This is a genomic window from Nonomuraea maritima, assembly GCF_900100395.1.
In the GTDB taxonomy this organism is placed as follows: domain Bacteria; phylum Actinomycetota; class Actinomycetes; order Streptosporangiales; family Streptosporangiaceae; genus Nonomuraea; species Nonomuraea maritima.
Window position 1 is genome coordinate 1 of sequence record NZ_FNFB01000050.1, and the last position, 20,240, is coordinate 20,240.

At 70.6% G+C, this 20,240-nt stretch carries 16 protein-coding genes; 9 read left to right on the plus strand and 7 right to left on the minus strand.

The window, feature by feature from the left end; translation table 11 throughout:
- On the plus strand, window positions 1–316 hold a 316-nt coding region (locus BLR04_RS38025; protein ID WP_143022407.1), incomplete at its 5' end, for a transposase.
- A gap of 45 nt (window positions 317–361) precedes the next feature.
- Here BLR04_RS38025 and corA read toward each other — a convergent pair.
- Entirely contained in the window at window positions 362–1,471 is a 1,110-nt protein-coding gene (gene corA, locus BLR04_RS38030; protein WP_090774023.1) for a magnesium/cobalt transporter CorA, read from the minus strand.
- A 372-nt stretch (window positions 1,472–1,843) separates the two neighbouring features.
- Here corA and purD point away from each other — a divergent pair, with 372 nt between their 5' ends.
- The 5 genes from purD (at window position 1,844) to BLR04_RS38055 (ending at window position 8,404) form a co-directional block, all read left to right on the plus strand.
- A complete protein-coding gene (gene purD, locus BLR04_RS38035; protein WP_090774024.1) occupies window positions 1,844–3,058 on the plus strand; it encodes a phosphoribosylamine--glycine ligase in 1,215 nt (404 codons plus the stop codon).
- Window positions 3,055–3,891, plus strand: coding sequence for a phosphoribosylaminoimidazolesuccinocarboxamide synthase (locus tag BLR04_RS38040; protein ID WP_090774025.1), 837 nt, complete (start codon window positions 3,055–3,057; stop codon window positions 3,889–3,891). The genes purD and BLR04_RS38040 overlap by 4 nt, the downstream gene beginning before the upstream one ends.
- 78 nt (window positions 3,892–3,969) lie before the next feature.
- Complete coding sequence (gene murA, locus BLR04_RS38045) at window positions 3,970–5,235, plus strand: UDP-N-acetylglucosamine 1-carboxyvinyltransferase (protein ID WP_090774026.1); 1,266 nt, start codon at window positions 3,970–3,972, stop codon at window positions 5,233–5,235.
- A gap of 201 nt (window positions 5,236–5,436) precedes the next feature.
- Window positions 5,437–6,726 (plus strand): transcriptional regulator, encoded by a 1,290-nt coding sequence (locus BLR04_RS38050; RefSeq protein WP_090774027.1) that lies wholly within the window; start codon window positions 5,437–5,439, stop codon window positions 6,724–6,726.
- Window positions 6,727–7,435: 709 nt separating this feature from the next.
- Complete coding sequence (locus BLR04_RS38055) at window positions 7,436–8,404, plus strand: EamA family transporter (RefSeq protein WP_090774028.1); 969 nt, start codon at window positions 7,436–7,438, stop codon at window positions 8,402–8,404.
- A gap of 6 nt (window positions 8,405–8,410) precedes the next feature.
- Here BLR04_RS38055 and BLR04_RS38060 read toward each other — a convergent pair whose 3' ends face one another.
- The 3 genes from BLR04_RS38060 to fbaA form a co-directional block, all read right to left on the minus strand.
- A complete protein-coding gene (locus BLR04_RS38060; RefSeq protein WP_090774029.1) occupies window positions 8,411–9,694 on the minus strand; it encodes an adenylosuccinate synthase in 1,284 nt (427 codons plus the stop codon).
- 99 nt (window positions 9,695–9,793) lie between these two features.
- Complete coding sequence (locus BLR04_RS38065; RefSeq protein ID WP_090774030.1) at window positions 9,794–10,204, minus strand: DUF3151 domain-containing protein; 411 nt, start codon at window positions 10,202–10,204, stop codon at window positions 9,794–9,796.
- A 299-nt stretch (window positions 10,205–10,503) separates the two neighbouring features.
- A complete protein-coding gene (gene fbaA, locus BLR04_RS38070; protein WP_090774031.1) occupies window positions 10,504–11,529 on the minus strand; it encodes a class II fructose-bisphosphate aldolase in 1,026 nt (341 codons plus the stop codon).
- Window positions 11,530–11,659: 130 nt separating this feature from the next.
- Between fbaA and BLR04_RS38075 the strand changes: the two genes are divergently transcribed.
- Window positions 11,660–12,367 carry a DedA family protein gene (locus BLR04_RS38075; protein WP_342672335.1) on the plus strand — a complete coding sequence of 236 codons (708 nt, stop codon included), beginning with the start codon at window positions 11,660–11,662 and terminating at the stop codon, window positions 12,365–12,367.
- 46 nt (window positions 12,368–12,413) lie between these two features.
- On the opposite strand, the gene pyrE is transcribed toward BLR04_RS38075, so the two are convergent.
- Window positions 12,414–12,947, minus strand: coding sequence for an orotate phosphoribosyltransferase (pyrE, locus tag BLR04_RS38080; RefSeq protein WP_090774033.1), 534 nt, complete (start codon window positions 12,945–12,947; stop codon window positions 12,414–12,416).
- Window positions 12,948–13,069: 122 nt separating this feature from the next.
- Between pyrE and BLR04_RS38085 the strand changes: the two genes are divergently transcribed.
- Both BLR04_RS38085 and BLR04_RS38090 read left to right on the plus strand, forming a co-directional pair.
- Window positions 13,070–15,442, plus strand: a complete 2,373-nt coding sequence (locus tag BLR04_RS38085; RefSeq protein ID WP_176903530.1) for a sigma-70 family RNA polymerase sigma factor — start codon at window positions 13,070–13,072, stop codon at window positions 15,440–15,442.
- Window positions 15,443–15,628: 186 nt separating this feature from the next.
- Window positions 15,629–16,951, plus strand: a complete 1,323-nt coding sequence (locus BLR04_RS38090; RefSeq protein ID WP_090774035.1) for an NYN domain-containing protein — start codon at window positions 15,629–15,631, stop codon at window positions 16,949–16,951.
- Window positions 16,952–17,117: 166 nt separating this feature from the next.
- Here the strand turns inward: BLR04_RS38090 and BLR04_RS38095 are convergent, their stop codons facing one another.
- Together BLR04_RS38095 and BLR04_RS38100 are read right to left on the minus strand one after the other, a co-directional pair.
- A complete protein-coding gene (locus tag BLR04_RS38095; protein WP_090774036.1) occupies window positions 17,118–17,747 on the minus strand; it encodes a response regulator in 630 nt (209 codons plus the stop codon).
- Window positions 17,748–17,750: 3 nt separating this feature from the next.
- On the minus strand, window positions 17,751–20,240 hold a 2,490-nt coding region (locus BLR04_RS38100), incomplete at its 5' end, for an ATP-binding protein (protein ID WP_143022408.1).

A 20,240-nucleotide genomic window follows, 5' to 3' on the forward strand; every position in this document is an offset into this window, starting at 1 on the left:
CACCGTCGGCGAAAACCACGACCGGCTGCACAGCGAAGCCGCTTTCGCCATGCTGTGCGGCGTCTCCCCGATCCCCGCCTCCTCCGGCAAGACCACCCGGCACCGCCTCAACCGCGGCGGCGACCGCCAAGCCAACGCCGCGCTCTACCGCGTGGTCCTATGCCGTCTGCGCTGGGATCCACGCACCCGCGCCTACATGGAACGACGCACCCAAGACGGCCTGTCCAAGAAAGAGATCATCCGCTGCCTGAAGCGCTACATAGCCCGCGAACTCTACCGAATCATCACATCAAACGATCAAGAACACGTCGCTTGACATCCATAGGAGCATCCCTCAGAGCCAGCCGTTGCGGCGGAAGCCTCAGAGCCAGCCGTTGCGGCGAAAGCCGCGGTGCAGCAGGACGCAGGCCGTGACCATGACGGCGAGCACCGCCGGATAGCCCCACGGCTGCCTGGTCTCCGGCATGAAGTCGAAGTTCATGCCGTACACCCCGGCGATCATCGTCGGCACCGCGAGGATCGCGACCCACGACGAGATCTTGCGCATGTCCTCGTTGGCGAGCGCGTTGGAGCGGGCGAGCGCGGCCTGCAATATCGAGCTGCACAGCTCGTTGGACGACTCGACCTGCTCACACACGCGCGACAGGTGGTCGCCGACGTCGCGGAAGTACTCGCGCATCTCCGACGGGATGACGCGGCGCTGGGGAAGCGCCGACAGCGGCGCGAGCAGCGGAGTGACGGCCCGCTTCATCTCCAGCATCTCGCGCTTGAGCTGGTAGATGCGGTTGATGTCGCGGGAGCTGACGTCGGCGAACACGGTCGCCTCGACGTCCTCGAGCTCCAGCTGCATCAGGTCGGCCACCTGGAGGTACTGGTCGACCACGTGGTCGGCGATGGCGTGCAGCACGCCCGCCGGGCCGCGGTCGAGCAGCTTGGGCTGGTCCTCCAGCCGCTCGCGGACGACGGTGAGCGGACAGTGGCCGCCGTGGCGCACCGTCACCACGAAGTCGGCGCCGAGGAACACCATGATCTCGCCGGTCGCGATGATCTCGCTGGCGGCGGTCAACTGGCCGTGGTCGAGGTAGGCGACGGTCTTCAGCACCATGAACAGCGAGTCGCCGTAGCGCTCGACCTTGGGACGCTGGTGGGCCTTGACGGCGTCCTCGACAGAGAGGGGGTGCAGGCCGAACACCTCGGACAGCCACTCCACCTCGGGGGCGGCGGGCTCGTGCAGGCCCACCCAGACGAAGGCGTTGACGTCCTCGGAGGTCTTGTTGTGCTCGCGTACGAGGTCGAGGGCCTCGACGATGCCGGAGGCGTCGACCTTGCGGCCCTGGACGTAGGCGCCGTACTCGACGACCGAGTCGACAGGAGGGACGCGAACCTCGGCGCGCGGCTTGATCAACTGGCGAGGGGTGCGCGGGGGCGCGGGGTGACGGTTGATGCGACGGAAGAGCGTGGACGAGCGCATGGCAGTCTCTTTCCGCCCGACCTGGCACGCTCCACGTGCGATGACAAATTCACCTCAATCGAACGCACATGCGTGGAGGCGCGATCAGGCTGCCGGATTGGAGTGGTCGGGGGTAACTGGGGCGTACGTGACGGGCCACGTACTGCTGGGATCACCAGGTTTCATCCCGGACCACCTCCAATCGCCTGAGGACGCCGCAAAGCCGCCTTAACTTACCACGGGAAGTTGAACGCGTCCGACGATACTCGTCAAGGCCCTGAGCAGGATCAAGAACACCGCAAAGGTTCCCGCGTGTTCCGGCATCCCCGCCCTGTCGGGCGTACGGGCGGCCACCTGGGTGTGGCGTGCGGCGGGCCTGCGAGAATGGGGCGTGTGCGCGTTCTAGTCATTGGTTCCGGAGGGCGTGAGCACGCCCTGTGCCGTTCCCTCAAGCTCGATCCCCAGGTCGAAGAGCTCCACTGTGCCCCCGGCAACGCGGGCATCGACGAGGTCGCCACCGTGCACCCCGTCGACCCCCTCGACCCCGGGCAGGTCGCCGAGCTGGCCGTCCGGCTGCGGGCCGACCTCGTCGTGGTGGGGCCCGAGGCCCCGCTCGTGGCGGGCGTGTCCGACGCGGTGCGCGAGGCGGGCATCGCCTGCTTCGGGCCGTCCAGCGGGGCCGCCATGATCGAGGGCTCCAAGGCGTTCGCCAAGGAGATCATGGAGGCGGCCGACGTGCCGACCGCCAGGGCGCGGACGTGCGTCACCGACGAGGAGTTCGCGGCGGCGCTCGACGAGTTCGGCGCCCCCTACGTCGTCAAGGACGACGGTCTGGCCGCGGGCAAGGGCGTGGTCGTCACGGACGACCGTGACGAGGCGCTGGCGCACGCGCGGGCGTGCGGGCGCGTGGTGATCGAGGAGTTCCTCGACGGCCCCGAGGTGTCGCTGTTCGCGCTCTGCGACGGCAGCACGGCCGTGCCGCTGCAGCTCGCCCAGGACTTCAAGCGCGCCTACGACGGCGACGAGGGCCCCAACACCGGCGGCATGGGCGCGTACACGCCGCTGCCGTGGGCGCCCGAGGGGCTGACCGAGCAGGTCATGCGCGAGGTCGTCCACCCGACGATCGCCGAGCTGTCCCGGCGCGGCCTGCCCTACCAGGGGGTGCTCTACGTGGGCCTCGCGCTGACCGGGAAGGGGCCGAAGGTCGTCGAGTTCAACGCGCGCTTCGGCGACCCCGAGACGCAGGTGATCCTCGACCGGCTCCAGACGCCGCTGGGCGGCCTGCTGATGGCGTGCGCCACCGGCGAGCTGGGCCCCGACCCGGTGTTCAAGGACGGCTCGGCCGTCACCGTGATCATCGCGGCGGAGAACTACCCCGCATCTCCGGTCAAGGGCGACGTGATCACGGGGCTGCAGGAGACGAGCGACGCGTACGTCCTGCACGCCGGCACCCGCCGCGAGGGCGACGAGGTGGTCTCCGACGGCGGCCGCGTGCTGAGCGTGGTGGGCAGCGGGCCCGACCAGGAGAGCGCGCGCCGCGCCGCCTACGACCTTGCCGCCCGTGTCACGCTGCGCGGCTCGCACTACAGGACGGACATCGCCCGATGAAACACGTGCACTCAGGAAAGGTCCGCGACCTCTACGAGACCGACGACGGCCTGCTGCTGATGGTCGCCTCCGACCGGCTGTCGGCCTTCGACCACGTGATGGAGCCCGCGATCCCCGACAAGGGGGCGATCCTCACGCAGATGTCGCTGTGGTGGTTCGACCAGCTGAAGGACATCGTGCCCAACCACGTCGTGGCGCGCGGCGACGACTCCCGCAGCGTGCTGTGCCGGCCGCTGCGGATGGTGCCGGTCGAGTGCGTGGTCCGCGGCTACCTGACGGGCGGCGGGCTCAACGAGTACCGCGAGACCGGCGCGGTCTCCGGGGTGCCGCTCCCCGCCGGGCTGCAGGACGGCTCCCGGCTGCCCGAGCCGATCTTCACGCCGTCCACGAAGGCGCCGCAGGGCGAGCACGACGAGCCCATCTCCTTCGAGCAGGTGGTCGAGACGGTCGGCGAGGAGCTCGCCGAGCAGCTGCGGGAGATCTCGCTGGCGGTCTACCGGCGCGGCGCCGAGATCGCCCTTGAGCGCGGCATCATCCTGGCCGACACCAAGATCGAGCTCGGCTGGGACTCCGAGGGTGTGCTGACGCTGGGCGACGAGGTGCTGACGCCCGACTCGTCGCGGTTCTGGCCGGCCGACGACTGGGAGCCCGGTCGTCAGCAGCACGCTTTTGACAAGCAATTCGTACGTGACTGGTTGCTTTCGCCCGAATCGGGATGGGACAAATCCTCCGGAAACCCCCCGCCTCGTCTTCCTGACGACGTGGTCGAGCGCACCCGTCAGCGTTACCTGGAAGCGTACGAACGCATCACGGGGGCTCCCTTTAGCGGATGATTCGGCCGGGCCAGGTGGTGCGAGCGACTACTGTTGGCCCGTTCGAGCCTCACCGTTGAATTCCAAGGAGCCGCACGAATGGTCCGTTACCGCGTGCGCGGTGGCAACGCATTGCGTGGAACCGCGTTCATCCAGGGCGCGAAAAACGCCGTGCTTCCCATGATCGGTGCGGCTCTGCTCGCCCCCAAGGGCCGCACCGTCCTGCGCAATGTGCCGATCATCGAAGACGTGCGCCGCGCCGTCGAGCTGGCCGAGGCCGTCGGCGCGTACGTCGAGCTGCACGAGTCGGAGCGCACGCTGGTCATCGACGCCTCGAAGGTGAGCAGCCCCGTGCTGCCGGCCGAGATCGCCCGCCGCTTCCGCGGCTCGGTGCTGTTCACCCCCGCGCTGCTGCACCGCCTCGGCGAGGCGATCGTCGAGGGCGTCGGCGGCTGCAACCTCGGCAGCCGCAACCTCGACTTCCACTACCTCGGCTACAAGCGGCTCGGCGCGATCGTCGACGAGGGCGAGACCGTCATCCACGTCAAGGCCTCCGGTCTGACCGGATCCACCCTCTACCTCGACACCCCGTCGCACACCGGTACCGAGAACCTCATCATGGCCGCGGCCCTGGCCAAGGGCAGAACCGTGATCGAGAACGCGGCCCTCGAACCCGAGGTGCTCGACGTCATCGACATGCTCACCAAGATGGGCGCGCGCATCAGCGGCGGCGGCACCGGCTTCATCACCGTCGAGGGCGTCGACGAGCTGCGCGCGGTCGAGCACACCGTCATGCCCGACCGGCTCGACGCCGGCGTCTTCGCGATGGCCGCGGCGATCACCGGGGGCGAGCTCAGCCTCGTCGGCACCGGCCTCGACCTCGGCGTCGTGCGCCACAAGCTCGAGCAGATGGGCGCCGAGTTCCAACCCCAGGGCGCGGTGCTGCACGTGCGGTGCGACGGCCCGCTGCGGCCGATCAACATCATCACCGACACCTACCCCGGCTTCGCGACCGACCTGCAGTCGCCGATGATGACCGTCGCGGCGCTCGCCGACGGCACCAGCTACATCCACGAACGCATCTTCGACGGCAGGTTCGCCCTGGCCGGCGAGCTCAACAAGATGGGCGCCAACGTCGAGGTCGACGGCAGCCGCGCGATCGTCCGCGGCCGCACGCCTCTCACCGGCACCCAGGTGACGGCGCACGACCTGCGTTCCGGTATCGCGCTCGTTCTCGCCGGGCTGGCGGCCGAAGGAGAGACGGTCATCGACTCCGGATACCTCATCGATCGCGGTCACGCGCATCTCGCGGCGCGAATGCGGGCGCTCGGGGCGGACATTACGCGAGAGATTTCCGAGGCCTGAAAAATCGCAGAAAAGCGGCGTTGAGCTGCTGAGATATCTGGTCGGACAGCCAACCAGAACGGCTTTCCGGAAAAGTCGGGCGTGACATTACGGCCCTCGCGAGCGATCGTTCCAAAAGAGAGCACTGCAACGGACGGCAGGATGGGACGAACATTGGTCGAGAGGGCCGAAGAAACTCCCCGAGTGTCACGCCCGGGCGCCATGACACCGGACCTCACCATTGGCGTGGTCGGACCCCACGATCTGGTGGAACGGGTCATGCTGATGGGACACGCCGCGGCGCCCCTGCCATGTCGCCTTGTCGCGGCCGCGTACCGCGATGAGCAGGAGGCCCCCGACAAGGTGACGAGGCTCGGTCCCGGTGTCGACGCATGCTTGTTCGCCAGCCCGGTCCCCTACGACCTGGCCCGGCGATCCGGCGTGTTGACGATGCCCGCGACGTACGTGCAACTCGGCGGAGCAGCATTGGTGGCGGCGCTGGCGAAAGCGGCGATCGACACCCGCATCGACCCCCAGAGGGTCAGCATCGACGTGATCAGCCGGGCGGACGTGGAGGAGGCGTACACCGATCTCGGCGTCGCGGCCTCCGACGTGCACAGCCGCGACGAGCCGGGAGCGACCGGCACGATCGCGGCCTTCCACGAACGGCTGGTCCGGCAGGGTGCCACCACGGGAGCGCTGACGTGCCTTCCCGCGGTGGCCGACCGCCTCCAGGCGGCGGGCGTCCCGGTCATCAGGGTCAGGCCGACGTCGGCGGCGGTCCGTACGGCGCTGCACACGGCGGCGCTGCTCGGCGCGCACCACCGGCTGGAGGAGTCGCAGCTCACCGTGGTCCTCGTGGAGGTCCCGACGCTGCGCGAGCCGGTACGCCGGGCGGCCCCGCGTTACTGGCGAGACGAGCTGCGGCTGTCGCTGCACCGGCTCCTGGTTCAGGAGGCCAACCGCATCAACGCCACCGTGTGGCCGATCGACGACCACAGTTACCTGGTCACGGCCACGCGCGGGTCGATCGCGGGGGCGACGGACGGGTTCCGGGTGCTGCCGTTCGCCGGCCGTATCAGGGACGAGCTCGGGCTGGCGGTCGAGGTCGGCGTGGGGATGGGCCGTACCACTCACGACGCCGAGTCGCACGCGCGGGCCGCGCTGGCCCGTACGCAGGCGGGCAAGCAGGCCCAGGGGTTCGCGGTCGATCGGGAGGGGCGTGCGCTCATCCCGGCGCCCCGCATGCCCCCGACGGGCGCGACGGCGCTCAAGCCCAAAGGGGTCGAGGTGCTGTCCCGGTTGGCGGCCAAGCTGGAGGGCGGCGACACGGTCGTCGACGCAGAAGGCGCGGGCAAGATGCTGGGAGTCACTCCGCGAACGGCACGGAGGTTGCTGCGCACGCTGGTTGACGAGGGGCTCGCGTGGCCGCTACCGCCGAACCGTACGCCTCAGCCGGGGCGGCCACGGCAGCTCTACCGGCTGATCGTGGAGAAGCTGGGCCCCCGCTGACCGCACCCGGTTCCGGGTCCGCCGTCCTGCCCTTCCCCCTTTGAGGACGGCGGACCCTCGAGCCGCCCACACCACGCCGCCCGTCTCCCGGGCAGCCATTCCCCGTCCCCTTCCTTGAGGAAGGCGGGTTCCTCCGGGGCCGCCCTTCCTGTCTCCCGAGTCGCGGGCGCTCGCCCTTGAAGGCGGAGGGGCCTTCGGGCCCGCCGAAGCCGCCCTTTCTGCCTTCCGGACTCTCTTGAAGGTGGAGGGCTTCGGAGTGGTCATGTGTTTTGGTGGGGGTTGGGGGCACCTCGGGGTGATAAATCAGTACATGGCGAAGTTCTCCCGTACCGTCTCTTGTGAACTGGTTGGTTGACGCGGGCGGATGCGGGTATGTTCTCGGACGCCCCCGATCGACTGTGATTCGGACGGGGGCGCCAATTTCGTTCGGGTGACCACTCCCCGGCGAGCGGCTGTAGTCCCGCATGGCAGGCCCGTCGCATCGGCGCTACCCGACATGAGGGAATCCGCACCGTACGCCCGTAGCCGCACGCACGGCGCTCGCGAGGGGCACTGGGGCACTCCCGCCCGAGGCCCGGCGCGCCCCGCCACCGGAAAAAGATCGCCTGTCGCCCGGCTGATCGCCGATAGTCGAAATTTCCCGTCACGTCATCTCACGGTCTGAAATACCCAGACGAACTACTTCCGCGCGGCGCTACTGTCATGAGTCATGACCGCAAACGCCCCTGACCCCAAGGTGACCCCGGCCGTCTGGGGAGCTCTCGCCATCGTCTACGTGGTCTGGGGCTCCACGTACCTCGGCATCGCGCTCGCGGTGGAGACCATCCCCCCGCTGTTGTCGGGCGCCATGCGCTTCTTCGCCGCCGCCACGCTGCTCGGCGGGTTCCTGCTGGCCCGCTCGGGCCGGGAGGCGTTCCGGATGACCCGCCGGCAGTTCTTCGGCGCCGCGCTGGTCGGGCTGCTGCTGCTCACCTTCGGCAACGGCATGGTCGCGGTCGCCGAGCAGCACATCTCGACGGGCCTGGCCGCCCTGCTCGTGGCGTCCGTCCCGCTGTGGCTGGTGGTGTTCAGGTTCGCCGTACGCGACCGGCCGCGGCCGCTCACCCTGGCCGGCGTCCTCGTCGGTCTCGCCGGGGTGGCCGCGCTGTCGCTGACCGGCGGCGAGGCCGGCAGCAGCGTCGGCATCGTGATCATCCTCGGCGGGTCGCTGTCGTGGTCCGTCGGCTCGTTCCTGTCGGCCCGCATCGCGATGCCCGCCAACGCCTTCGCCGCCAGCGCCGTCGAGATGCTCAGCGGCGGCGCCGGCCTGCTCGTGATCGGGCTCGCGACCGGTGAGCGGCTCGACCTGAGCGCGATCAGCGGCCGCTCGTGGGCGGGCCTCGTCTACCTCATCCTGGTCGGCTCGCTCGTCGGCTTCACGTCGTTCGCGTGGCTGCTCGGCCACGCCCCGATCTCGCTGGTCTCGACCTACGCGTACGTCAACCCCGTCGTCGCGGTCGCGCTCGGCGCGCTGGTGCTGGACGAGCCGGTCACCGTACAGGTGATCGTGGGCGGTCTGATCATCCTCGTCGGCGTCGCGCTGGTGATCTCCACGGAACGCGCGAAGAGGCGCTCCGCGGAGAAGGACGGTGCGCGCGCCAGGCCCGAGCAGCAGGCCGTCCCGCGCACCGTCGACTGACGCGCGTCAGACGAGCGAGCGGATCTGCAGCGTCTGGTCGCGGCCAGGGCCCACGCCGATCGCCGAGATCGGCGCCCCGCTCATCTCCTCCAGCGCCCGCACGTACGCCTGCGCGTTGGGCGGCAGGTCGTCGAACGACTTGGCGCTGGTGATGTCCTCCTGCCAGCCAGGCAGCTCCTCGTAGATCGGCTTGGCGTGGTGGAAGTCGGTCTGCGTCATCGGGATCTCGTCGTGCCGCACCCCGTCGACCTCGTACGCCACGCACACCGGGATGCGCTCCAGGCCCGACAGCACGTCGAGCTTGGTGAGGAAGTAGTCGGTGATGCCGTTGATCCGGGTCGCGTACCGGGCGATCACCGCGTCGAACCAGCCGCAGCGGCGGTTGCGGCCGGTGGTGACGCCGTACTCGCCGCCGGTGGTGCGCAGCCACTCGCCCATCTCGTCTTCCAGCTCCGTGGGGAACGGGCCCGAGCCGACGCGGGTGGTGTACGCCTTGAGAATGCCGATGATCTTCGTGAGCCGGTTCGGCGGGATGCCCGCGCCGGCGCACGCCCCGCCCGCCGTGGGCGAGGAGGACGTGACGAACGGATACGTGCCGTGGTCGATGTCGAGCAGCGTGCCCTGACCGCCCTCCAGCAGCACGAACTTGCCCTCGTCCAGCGCCTTCGACAGCACCAGCGAGGTGTCGGCGATGTGCGGCTTGAGCCGCTCGGCGTAGGCGAGGTACTCCTCCAGCACCGCGGCCGGGTCGATGCCGCGCCGGTTGTAGACCTTGGTCAGCACCTGGTTCTTCTCGGTCAGCGCGACCTCGATCTTCTTGGTCAGGATGCCCGGGTCGAGCAGGTCCTGCACCCGCACGCCCATCCGGGCGATCTTGTCGCCGTACGCCGGGCCGATGCCGCGCCCGGTCGTACCGATGCGGGCCTTGCCCAGGTAGCGCTCGGTCACCTTGTCGAGCGCCTTGTGGTGCGGCATGATCAAATGCGCGTTGGCCGAGATCAACAGGCGTTCGGCGGAGATGCCCCGCGCGGCCAGCCCGTCGATCTCGCTGAGCAGCACACCCGGGTCGATGACCACGCCGTTGCCGATGACCGGCACCACCTCCGGCGACAGAATTCCGGTGGGCAGCAGATGCAGCGCGTATTTCTGGTCACCGATGACCACGGTGTGACCCGCGTTGTTGCCCCCCTGATAGCGGACGACGTAATCGACGTCGCCACCGAGCAGGTCGGTGGCCTTGCCCTTGCCCTCATCGCCCCACTGGGCACCCACGAGAACGGCAGCCGGCATGGTTCAGTCTCCCGAGCACAAAACGAAAACCCCTGGCGCAAGTGCGACAGGGGCTCTTGCGTTGAGAGACTACCCGAACGTGGTCATTCGTCCCAAGGCCTAGCCTTTGACCAGCGCGTCGAAGCCCGTCTCCGTGCTGTCCCGCAGGAACTGCAGACAGCGCTCCGCCTCGTCCTTCTCACCGATCGCCTGCGCCGCGCGGGCAAGGGCGTACAGGCAGCGCAGGAACCCGCGGTTGGGCTCGTGCTCCCAGGGGATGGGACCGTGGCCCTTCCAGCCGTTGCGGCGGAGCTGGTCGAGCCCGCGGTGGTAGCCGGTGCGGGCGAAGGCGTACGACGTGACGGCGTGGCCCTGGGCGAAGTATTCCTCCGCGAGCACGGCCCAGGCCACCGGGTGGGCGGGGAACCGGGCTGCCACGTCGGCCGCCTTGGCGCCGGTCTCCAGAGCCTCCCTGGCTTCGGGCAGGTCCGGCAGGTACGTCGGGGGCGGCCCGGCGAGAAGGTTATCCATAGGACAAGTCATACCCGCCGTGCCGCCGACGTGGCTACCGCGGGGGCCCGTCAACGAACCCGTCAACGAACCCGTCAACGAGCTCGCGAACGAGCCGGCGGGAAAGCCCGTGGAAAAGGCCCGCCGCCACGGCGCCGAGCGGCTGCGGCGCCGGAGCGGCGGGCCACGGGCCCACCGTCGGACCGTGAGTCAGCCCGAGAGAGTCAGCCCGAGAGAGTCAGCCCGAGAGAGTCAGCCCGAGAGAGTCAGCCCGAGAGAGTCAGCCCGAGAGAGTCAGCCCGAGAAAGTCGGGCTGAGCGTCAGGCCGAGCGCTTCGTCCCGGCGCTCTTCAGGCTCTCGCACGCCTCCACGACCCGGGCGGCCATCCCCGTCTCGGACGCCTTGCCGTACGAACGCGGGTCGTAGGCCTTCTTGTTGCCCACGTCGCCGTCGACCTTGAGCACGCCGTCGTAGTTCCTGAACATGTGGTCGGCGATCGGCCGGGTGAAGGCGTACTGCGTGTCGGTGTCGACGTTCATCTTGACGACGCCGTACGAGATGGCCTCGTGGATCTCCTCAAGCGCGGAGCCGGAGCCGCCGTGGAAGACCAGGTCGAACGGCTTCTCCTTGCCGTACTTGGCGCCGACGGCGTCCTGGATGTCCTTCAGCACGCTCGGGCGCAGCTTGACGTGGCCCGGCTTGTAGACGCCGTGCACGTTGCCGAACGTGGCGGCCAGCAGGTAGCGGCCCCGCTCGCCCAGGCCGACGGCCTCGGCGGTGTCGAGCGCGTCGCCGACGGTCGTGTAGAGCTTCTCGTTCATCTCGCCGACGACGCCGTCCTCCTCGCCGCCGACGACGCCGATCTCCATCTCCATGACGATGCGCGCCCGCGCGCACTTCTCGAGGAGCTCGCGGGCGATCTCGAGGTTCTCGTCCAGCGGTACGGCCGAGCCGTCCCACATGTGTGACTGGAAGAGCGGGTCGAGGCCCTTGGAGACGCGCTCGAGCGAGACGTCGATCAGCGGACGCATGTAACCGTCGAGCTTGTCCTTCGGGCAGTGGTCGGTGTGCAGCGCCACGGTGACCGGATAGTTGGCGGCCACCACCCGCGCGTACTCGGCGAGCGCCGTCGCGCCGGCGACCATGTCCTTCACGGTGGTGCCCGAGAGGAACTCGGCCCCGCCCGTGGAGATCTGCACGATGCCGTCGCTCTCTGCTTCCGCGAAGCCGCGCAGGGCGGCGTTCAGCGTCTGGGAGGACGTCACGTTGATCGCCGGGTAGGCGAACCCGCCGGCCTTCGCGCGGTCGAGCATCTCGGCGTAGATCTCTGGAGTGGCAATGGGCATGATTCATCTCCCTGAGAAGGTACGGCTTCGCGCCAAGCCCAGTATCCCGACTGTCTACCCGATGGGGTAGGGACCACGCGCTGAGGGCGGCGGGCTCGTCTGATCGGTGTCACCGGATAGGCTCTCGCCCGTGCAATCCCTGATGAACCTCCTCGACCCGACCTGGTGGCTGTCCATCCTCGGGGCCTTCGCCACCATCGGCGTCCTCGCGATCATCTTCGCGGAGACGGGGCTGCTGCTCGGGTTCTTCCTGCCCGGCGACTCGCTCCTGGTGGCCGCGGGGATCTTCAGCTCGGCGGAGGTGGCCAAGGGCATCCCAGGCCTCGAGCCGTTGTCGCTGCCCGTGCTGCTCATCGGCACGCCGCTGTGCGCGATCGCGGGCGCCCAGCTGGGCCACCTCCTCGGCGCGCGCTACGGTCGCAGGCTCTTCGACAAGCCCGACTCACGGCTGTTCAAGCGGGAGCACGTGCTGCAGGCCGAAGAGTTCTTCGGCAAGTTCGGGGAAGCCAGGGCGGTGGTCCTGGCGAGGTTCGTGCCGATCGTCCGGACGTTCATGAACCCCGTCGCCGGTGTGCTTGGCATGCGCCCGAAGCGGTTCCTGACCTGGAACGCCGTCGGCGCCGTGCTGTGGACCGAGAGCATGATCCTGCTCGGCAACGTGCTCGGTCACCAGGTCGACCCCAAGGAGATCGACCGGTACATCCTGCCGGGCGTCTTCCTCATCGTCCTGATCTCGGTCATCCCGATCGTCGTCGAGGTGGTCAAGAAGCGCCGGGCGGCCAAGGCCGCGCCCGTGCCGACGGGCAGGCACCACCGCGTCCCCACGGACGCCGACTGACCCCTCGGGCAGGCGGCTCCCCTGGGGACGCCGCCCGCCCCGCGCGTCAGATGCCCAGGTCGTCCAGCGTGTACGCGCAGCGGTACTCGAGACCCTCGGCCGTGATGCGCTCCCTGGCGCCGCGGTCGACGATCGTCGCGACGGCCACCACCTCGGCCCCCGCCTCCCGCAAGGCCTCCACTGCCGTCAACGGCGAGCCGCCCGTCGTCGAGGTGTCCTCGACGGCCAGCACCCTGCGGCCCTTCACGTCGGGGCCCTCGATGCGGCGCTGCATGCCGTGCGCCTTCTGCGCCTTGCGGACCACGAACGCGTCCAGCACCCGCCCCCGCGCGGCCGCCGCGTGCATCATCGCGCCCGCCACCGGGTCGGCGCCCATCGTGAGCCCGCCCACCGCGTCGTAGTCGAGGTCGGCGGTCAGGTCGAGCATCACGTTGCCGACAAGGGGCGCCGCCACGCCGTCGAGCGTGATGCGCCGCAGGTCGAGATAGAAGTCGGCCTCCTTGCCCGAGGAGAGGATGACCTTGCCGTGGATGAGGGCCTTGTTCTTGATCTCGGCCAGCAGGTTGTCGCGATCCGTCATGGCAACAAGCTTAGGGTCCTGGTCACCGCGGCCATCCGGGGGTAAAGCCGCGCACCCGGTTTAACCACGGCGGTCGCTGCGGAATGATGACCCGGGTAACTCCTCGTCATCTTGAGGTCACTATGAGTGCCGATGCTCCGCAAAGCGACGCCGACCTGCTGCGTGCGGTCAGGGCGGGCAACGCCGCCGCCTACGGCGAGCTCTACGAGCGCCACGTGACGGCCGCCCGCGCCATGGCCCGCCAGCTCGTACGGGGCGTCGAGGTGGAGGACGTCGTCGCCGAGGCGTTCACCAAGATCCTCGACCTGGTGTGCCGGGGCGGCGGGCCGGAGTCGGCGTTCCGCACCTACCTGCTGACGATCGTGCGGCGCACGGTCCACGACCGCACCCGCATCGCGTCCAGCCCCGCCGTGACGGGCGAGATCGAGCGGTACGACCCGACGGCGCCGTTCGTCGATCCGACGCTGGCCGGGCTCGACCGGTCGCCGATCGCGCGGGCCTACCTGTCGCTGCCAGAACGGTGGCGGGCGGTGCTGTGGCACACCGAGGTCGAAAGGGCCGGACCGGCGCAGGTGGCGCCGCTGCTCGGGCTGTCGCCCAACGGCGTGGCCGCGTTGTCCTACCGCGCGCGGGAGGGGCTGCGGCAGGCGTACCTGCGCTCGCACGCGCGGCCCGGGGTGCTGCCCGAGTGCCGCACGGTGCTCGGCCGGCTCGGCCACTACGTGCGCGGCGGGCTGGCGCGGCGCGACGCCAGGACGGTCGACGAGCACGTCGACTCCTGCCAGGAGTGCCACGGCGTGCTGGTGGAGGTGGCCGACGTCGAGCGCGGGCTGCGCGTCGTCGTGGGGCCGCTGATCGCCGGTCCGCTGTTCAGCGGCTACGTGCTGGCGCTGGCCAAGGCGTCAGGACCTGGTGGGGCCGGGCCGCTGCGCGCGGTCCGGCGGCTGGGGCGGATGCCGCGCCGGTGGCTGGTGGGGGCGGGCGCCGTCGTGCTGCTCGTCGTGGCGGCGGCCACCGTACGCGCGCTGTCCGGGCCCGAGCCGGTCGACCGGCCCGCCACGCTCGGCCCGGTCGCGGTGCCGCCTCCCTCGGTCGATCCCGTGCCCGTGCCGTTGCCGACCGAGCGGCCCTCACGGGTGCCGGGTGAGCGGACCTCGCGGGTGCCGCCACCGCCCGTCGCGATCGACCGGCAGTCCACGCCCGCCGAGGTGGCGGAGGCGCGGCTGCGTGTCACGATCGACCCGATCGGCTCGCTCGTCCGCGCCAGGCCCGGCATCGTCGGCGTCCGCCTGCGCAACTACGGGAAGGCGGCCAGTGACGAGCTCGCTGCCCGCGTCGGCCTGCCGCCCGGGGTGAGCCTCGTGCCGCACGTACGCTCCGGTCCAGGCGCGTCCGTCTCCGGGCCGGCCGGCACGGTCGACGGCTGGGAGTGCCGCCCGTCCAAGCGGGGCGCCCGGTGCGTCAGGAAGGGGCTCGCGGCGGGCCGGTCCACGGCGCTCTACCTGCGGGTGCTGGTGTCCGGGGCGGCGCCGCAGGGAGCGGGCCCCACCGTCCGCGTCGACGCGGGGCGGCTGCGCGTACGGGCCCGCGCCGCGAGCGGCGTGCGCGCGACCGGGGCGCCGGCCAGGTTCGCCACCGAGGGCAAGGTGAGCGTCAGGGCGATCGGCAACACGTTGCTGACCTGCCCTGACGATCTCGAGGGCTGTCCCGAGGCGCGGCGGCGCGAAGGGGAGCAGCGTGACAACGACCTGTGGCACATGACGGCGCTCGACCGCGACGACCACCCCTTCACCGACTCCTCCAGCGAGGCGGTGCTGTCGGTGCCGAGGGGCGGCGAGGTCGTGTGGGCCGGGCTCTACTGGTCGGCCGCCGGCGCGGAAGGCGGGCCGATCCGGCTGCGGCCGCCTGGCCTGCGCCGCTACGTCACCGTGCGGCCGAGCGAGGTCAAGGTGCGCGAACTGCCGCTCGGCCCGGTCTACCAGGCGTTCGCCGACGTGACCGGGCTCGCCGCCGATGTGCGCGCGGGCGGCACCTGGTGGGCGGCCGACGCGCCGATGGAGGAGGGGGTGGCGCGGCATGCGGGGTGGAGTCTGGTGCTGGTCGTCACCGACCCGGCGGAGCCGTACGGCCAGGCCGTGGTGCTCGACGGCGGCACGGTGGTCGGCGGGCGGGTGCGGCGCGCGCACTTCCCGCTGCACGGGCTGCGGCCGGCCGCCGCGCCCGCGCGGGTGGAGCTGGTGACGTGGGAGGGCGACGCCGATCTCCGCGGCGACCGCGTCTCGCTGGGGTCGGGCGCGCTCACGCCGTCCGGTGGCGAGCGCGACGCGTCGAACGTCTTCGACGGCTCGGTGGGCCGCGGCGGCGGGCTGACGTTCGGGGTCGACGTCGACACGGTCAGCGCCGAGCTGGGGGTCGATCCCGGCCTCACGATCACCTCGGACAAGGACGTGGTGCTGTTCGGCGCCGCGGCGGTGAGCGTGCGGTCTCGACCGTGACCCAAAACCGCCCAAACTGGTACGGTCTGCGTGATTGTTCTGGCGACTCGGTGGACGAGGGCCGAATCGTCGGGATTCACCTTCGCACGATCTCCCGCTTTCATTACCCTGAGAGAGGGCCGCCGAGTCCGGTCTCTGACGGTGCAGAGCCAACAAGGTCGGACCACCAGGAAAGGGGCGGTGTCAGTGGATCGCTGCGCGCTGTTCGTGGACGCCGGCTATCTGCTGGCAGACGGGGCGATGGCCGTGCACGGCACCCGCCATCGCGAAGCGGTCTCCTGGGACTACCCGGGCCTGCTCCAGCTGATGACCAGCCTGTCGCGCGAGCGCACCGGCCTGCCGCTGCTGCGCTGCTACTGGTACGAAGCGACGGTCGAAGGCCGCCGCACGCCCGAGCACGACGTCCTGGCCGACATCCCGGGGCTCAAGCTGCGGCTGTCGCGCATCCGGCCCGGCCGGCGCGAAGGCGTCGACGCCCAGGTCCACCGCGACCTCATGACGCTCGCCCGCAACAACGCCATCTGCGACGCCGTCGTGGTGAGCGGCGACGAGGACCTCGCCCAGGTCGTGTGCGACGCGCAGGACCTCGGCATCCGGGTCAGCGTCATCCACATCGCCGCCGAGGGCGGCTGGGCCGTCTCGCGGTCGCTGCGCCAGGAGTGCGACGACCTCGTCGAGCTGGGCGCCGTCCATCTGCGTCCGTACGTGAGCCTGGTCGCCGGCATCACCGAGGCGTCGAACGGGCACCACCAGCCGCTCAGCAACGGGCACGCCGCTCCCTCGCTGCCGCCCGGCCAGCCGTCCGTGCCGTCGTCGGGGCAGTCGCCCGTGCAGCCTGGGCAATCCGTGCAGCCGGTGCAGCATGTGCAGGCGTCCCTGCCGCCGGTGCAGCCGCAGACCCCGTCGTCCACCGGCAGCCACGCGGCCGGCTCCGCCGCCTCGTCCGGGCAGCCGTCGGCCAACGGGCCGTCCTCCGGCTCGTCCGGCGCCCACGGGTCGTCGTCGTCCGGGCGCGGGCAGTCGTCCGCGTCGCAGCCGGCGTTGCCGTCCTACACCTATCAGCCCGACTCGCAGCCGCACGTCCAGCCGACGTCGTCGGCTCCGGTCACCGGGCCGTTGCAGGCCCAGTCGCCGTCGCCGTCCACGGGGCAGTTCTCCTCGCCGCAGCCGAACTCGGGCTCCTACCAGCCGGGGCAGCTCGGGCCGTACACCGGGCCGCAGCCCGCGCCGGTCAACCCGCCCTCGGCGGCCACGGCCGGAGCCACCACGCTGGCCGACGCCGTCAAGGCCGCCCACCGGGAAGGGCACGACTTCGGCGAATCGGTCGCCCGTGACGCGCCCGCGCTGTGGCTGGAGGCGGTGCTGGCCCGTAAGCCGCGCATGCCGTCCGACCTGGAGGCGCGCCTGCTGCAGGGCTCGTCACTCCCGATCGACTTCCTCCTGCACGACGAGGTCCGCCACGCCCTGCGCCGCGGCTTCTGGGACGCCCTCGAACGCGCCCGCAACTGACCCCTGAACGCCCCCGCCACTGCCCGCCCCGCGACGGCCCCAACTGCCGCGCGCCCGCAACAGGGCACTATGCATCAGCGCGAGGCCGCCCGCGCGCCCGGTTGCGGGCGGGTGCGGGTGGGGGGAGAGGCCGCCACCGCGCCCGGTTCGGGCGCGGTGGGGCCTGTCAGGACAGGGCGTCGAAGCCGGCGCGGAGGTGGGCGACGCGTTCGGTGAGGTCGGCCAGGGGTGTCGTCAGGGCCGGGTCCTGCGACTTGCGGGCCAGCTCACGTACCCGCGACAGCTCGTCCTCCACCGCGGTGAGCCGCCGCGACAGCTCCGGCAGCACCGACGAGTGGTCGCCCGCGCCCGGCGGCAGCTCGCCGCTCACGCGGTCGCGGAGCAGCGCCGCCTGCTCGGCCAGGCGTTTGTTCATGTTGTACAGCTCGGTGAACACCGAGACCTTGGCCCGCAGCACCCACGGGTCGAACGGCTTGGTCAGGTAGTCGACGGCGCCCGCCGCGTAGCCGCGGAAGGCGTAGTCGGGGGCGCTGTCGACCACGGTCAGGAAGATGATCGGGATGTTCCTGGTGCGCTCACGCCGCTTGATGTGCGCGGCGGTCTCGAAGCCGTCCATGCCGGGCATGCGCACGTCGAGGAGGATCAGCGCGAACTCGGTGTTGAGCAGCGCCTTCAGCGCCTCCTCGCCCGACCGGGCGCGTACGGGCACCAGGTCGAGAGAGCTGAGGATGGCTTCGAGAGCGATCAGGTTCTCCTCGCGGTCATCGACCAGGAGGATCTTCGCACGATCCGGCATCGATCACGACCCTTCGGCTGGGGATGCGGACGAGTCGGACGCGGCTCCGCGGCCCCGGCTGAGCCAGCCGCGCAGCCGTTCGAGCAGACGGTCGACGTCGACCGGCTTCGGGACGTAGTCGGACGCGCCCGAGGCGATGCTCTTCTCCCGATCGCCCCGCATGACCTTGGCGGTCAGCGCGATGATCGGCAGGTCGGCGAACTGGGGCATGCGCCGGATGGCCGAGGTGGTGGCCCAACCGTCCATCTCCGGCATCATGATGTCCATCAGCACGAGCGCGACGTCCTCGTTCCGTTCGAGCTGCTCGATCCCCTCCCGACCGTTTTCAGCGTAGACGACGGTCGAGCCGTGCCGTTCCAGCACGCTGGTCAGGGCGAACACGTTACGGATGTCGTCGTCGACGATGAGGATCTTGGCGCCGTTGAGCGGGTCGTCGCCCTGCCACTGGACGGGTGTCTCGACGGGCGGCTCGACCAGCTCCGGCAGCGGCATGTCGAGCGGCATCGGCGGCTCGGGCGCCGGCGCGGCCGGTTCGTCGGCCGACGTCGTGATGAGCGGCCGGCGCGCCGCCCCGCCGTCGGTCGCCGCCAGCGGGCCGGTGTAGGAGGCGGGCAGGTAGAGCGTGAACGTGCTGCCCTGGCCCAGCTCGCTGTCGACGTGGATCTCGCCGCCGAGCAGGCGGGCGATGTCGCGGCAGATGGCGAGGCCGAGGCCGGTGCCGCCGTACTTGCGGCTCGTGGTGCCGTCGGCCTGCCTGAACGCCTCGAAGATGACGTCGCGCTTGTCGGGCGCGATGCCGATGCCGGTGTCGATCACCTGGAAGGCCAGCAGGTCGCGCGCCTCGTGCAGGGTCTCGTCGTCGAAGTCGACGCCGACCGGCGGCTTGGCGACGCGCAGCTTGACCTCGCCGCGGGGCGTGAACTTCACCGCGTTCGACAGCAGGTTGCGCAGCACCTGCTGCAGCCGCTGCTCGTCGGCGCGCAGCTCCTGCGGCACGTCGGGGTTGACCTCGACGCTGAACGACAGCCCCTTGTCCTGGGCCAGCGGCGCGAACGCGGCCTCCAGCAGGTCGACCATCTTCGGCAGCGACACCTGGATCGGGTGGATGTCCATCCGGCCCGCCTCGACCTTCGACAGGTCGAGCATGTCGTTGATCAGCTGGAGCAGCGCCGAGCCCGCGCTGTGGATCGTGCGGGCGAACTCGACCTGCTGCGAGGTGAGGTTGCCCTCGGCGTTCTCGGTGAGCAGCTTGGCCAGGACGAGCAGGCTGTTGAGCGGCGTGCGCAGCTCGTGGGACATGTTCGCGAGGAACTCGGACTTGTACCGCGAGGACACCGCGAGCTGCTCGGCGCGCTCCTCCAGGGTCCGGCGGGCCTGCTCGATCTGGAAGTTCTGGATCTCGATGGCGCGGTTCTGCTTGGCCAGCAGCGCCGCCTTGTCCTCCAGCTCGGCGTTGGACCTGCGCAGCTCCTCCTGCTGGCGCTGCAGCTCGTCGGAGCGCTCCTGCAGCTCGCGGGTGAGCCGCTGCGACTCGGTGAGCAGGTCTTCGGTACGGGAGTTGGCGATGATCGTGTTCATCGTGACGCCGATGGTCTCGACGAGCTGCGTCAGGAAGTCGAGGTGCACCTCGCCGAACGGCGTGAACGAGGCGAGTTCGAGTACGCCGAGCACGCGGTTCTCGAACAGGATCGGCAGCACCACGATCTGCGCCGGTGTCGAGCGACTGAGCCCGCTGTCGATGGTGATGTACTCGGGCGGCACGTCGTCGAGCACGATGTGCCGGCCCTCGGCCGCCGCCTGCCCGACGATGCCCTCGCCGATCGCGAAGCGCTGGCGCGGCCCCCGGTCGGGACGCACGCCGTAGCCGCCGATGAGGATCAGCTCGCTGTCGGCGTCGGGGTCGATGCTGTAGAACGCGCCGTAGCGGGCCGAGACCAGCGGCGTCAGCTCGCTCATCGTGAGCTTGGCGACCTCGAGCAGGTCGCGGTGGCCCTGCATGAGCCGCGAGATGCGGGCCAGGTTCGACTTCAGCCAGTCCTGTTCCTGGTTGGCCTGCGTGGTCTCGCGCAGCGAGCCCACCATCGAGTTGATGTTGTCCTTCAGCTCCGCGAGCTCGCCCTGAGCCTCGATGGCGATCGAGCGGGTGAGGTCGCCGCGCGCGACGGCGCTGGTCACGGTGGCGATGGCGCGGATCTGGGTGGTGAGGCTGCCCGCCAGCTCGTTGACGCTCTCGGTCAGCCGCTTCCAGGTGCCCTCGACGCCCTCGACCCGGGCCTGGCCACCGAGCTGTCCTTCGGAGCCGACCTCGCGGGCCACCCGGGTGACCTCGGAGGCGAAGGACGACAGCTGGTCGACCATCCGGTTGACGGTGGTCTTCAGCGCGAGGATCTCGCCCTGGGCGTCGACGTCGATCTTGCGGGTGAGGTCGCCGTTGGCCACGGCCGTGGTGACCTCGGCGATGTTGCGCACCTGGTAGGTGAGGTTGTTGGCCAT